Source organism: Halomonas sp. ND22Bw (assembly GCF_003011945.1).
In the GTDB taxonomy this organism is placed as follows: Bacteria; Pseudomonadota; Gammaproteobacteria; order Pseudomonadales; family Halomonadaceae; genus Halomonas; species Halomonas halophila.
Genome location: NZ_PXWD01001821.1, coordinates 1 through 234, shown reverse-complemented (window position 1 = coordinate 234; position 234 = coordinate 1). Strand labels below are relative to the sequence as shown.

The following is a 234-nucleotide window of genomic DNA, read 5'->3' as shown; positions in this document are numbered from 1 at the left end:
CTTCGAGGGCGACTTCCTCGAACGGCTGGACCAGGCCACCGAGCTGGCGCTGAGCGATACCTGGGTGCGCGGCCAGCGCGACGACATCGACTTCAGCGAGGCCGACCGCCGGCGCCTGCAGGAGGCGCGGCGCGAGCGCTACGCCAGCGACTATCACGTCACCTGGCGCGAGTCCCTGGCCGATATCCGCCTGGTGCCGCTGCCCGACCTTCACCAGGCGGTGGTGGTGGCCGA

Annotated in this window: 1 protein-coding gene; it reads left to right on the top strand. The window is 71.4% G+C overall.

Annotation, left to right across the window (positions count from 1 at the left end):
• A partial coding sequence (locus CVH10_RS24560; protein ID WP_146143416.1) for an ImcF-related family protein occupies nt 1-234 on the top strand: 234 nt, incomplete at both ends.